Below are 1,199 nucleotides of genomic sequence, written 5' to 3'. Positions count from 1 at the left end.
GGTAATCCTCCCAACCATAAGACACCTAATAAATAGAATTAAGCTGCCTGATTGAGTTTCTGTATTGGCGTAAAACCGCCATTACCCATATTGGGTCGTTCATGATTATAGTGGTATAACCAGTTTTCTGCTTGTGCACGTACCTGCTCTAGAGTATCAAACAGCTCCTGATTTAACCAATCATATCTCATCGTTCTGTTAAAGCGCTCTACATAAGCATTTTGCTGTGGATTGCCAGGTTCAATATAACTGATAGTGATGCCTTGCTGCTCAGCCCATTCTTTGAGCGCATTACTGATATATTCAGGGCCGTTGTCACATCTTATCTGGACAGGCTTACCTCGATACTCAATGAGCTGATTGAGACTGCGTATGACCCTCCCAGCTGGTAGTGAGAAGTCAACCTCAATGGTAAGCGCTTCACGGTTGTAATCATCAATCACATTAAACAGTCTAAAGGCACGCCCATCTGTTAAGCCGTCATGCATAAAATCCATACTCCAGCTTTGATTGATCTTGTCAGGTACAGCCAGTGGTATTGGTTTAGCACGCTTGATGCGGCGCTTGGGTTTGATTCTAAGGTTTAATTCAAGCTCGCAGTAGATACGATATACACGCTTATGGTTGTATGGCAGTCCCATGACATTACGCAGGGTTAAAAAGCATAAGCCAAAGCCCCAGTTCTTATTCTCATCGGTTAGTTTGATAAGTAAGTCAGCTATCTGCTTATTCTCATCCGTTGCCACGGACTTGTGATAGTAGCAGGTCACACTGATATTAAAGATACGACAAGCGAGGCGTATGCTAATATTACGCGCTTCAATATAGTGACAAACGAGCTGTCTGCGCCTTTGTGGCGCTACCACTTTTTTGTCATGGCATCCTGTAGTATGTCGGACTTAAGGCATTCATCTGCGTACATCTTCTTAAGACGGGCGTTTTCAGTCTCAAGTGCTTTAAGACGAGCAATCAAAGAGGCGTCCATGCCACCATACTTTGAGCGCCAATTGTAGAAGGTGCTTTGGCTGATGTTATGCTCACGGCATAGCTCAGTGATAGGAACGCCTTGTTCGGCTTGTTTTAAGATGTTAACAATCTGGTTGTCGCTAAAGCGGGTCTTTTTCATAGGATTCTCCTGCTGGTATATTTTAGCAGTTATTCTCTATTTTTAAGTGTTCTTATTTATCGGGGGGATTACC

Annotated in this window: 1 protein-coding gene; it reads right to left on the bottom strand. The window is 43.4% G+C overall.

Annotation, left to right across the window (positions count from 1 at the left end; translation table 11 throughout):
- Positions 1–38: 38 nt before the first annotated feature.
- A protein-coding gene (locus I3248_RS12090) for an IS3 family transposase (protein ID WP_238063985.1) occupies positions 39–1,126 on the bottom strand; the annotation gives its coding sequence in 2 pieces (ribosomal slippage) (positions 39–874 and positions 874–1,126; 1,089 coding nt in all).
- Positions 1,127–1,199 lie beyond the last annotated feature (73 nt).

Origin of the sequence: Psychrobacter sp. Ps3 (genome assembly GCF_022129275.1) — a bacterium.
Classification (GTDB): domain Bacteria; phylum Pseudomonadota; class Gammaproteobacteria; order Pseudomonadales; family Moraxellaceae; genus Psychrobacter; species Psychrobacter submarinus.
Note: the sequence above shows the minus strand (reverse complement) of the source record. Positions and strands in the feature narration are given on the sequence as shown.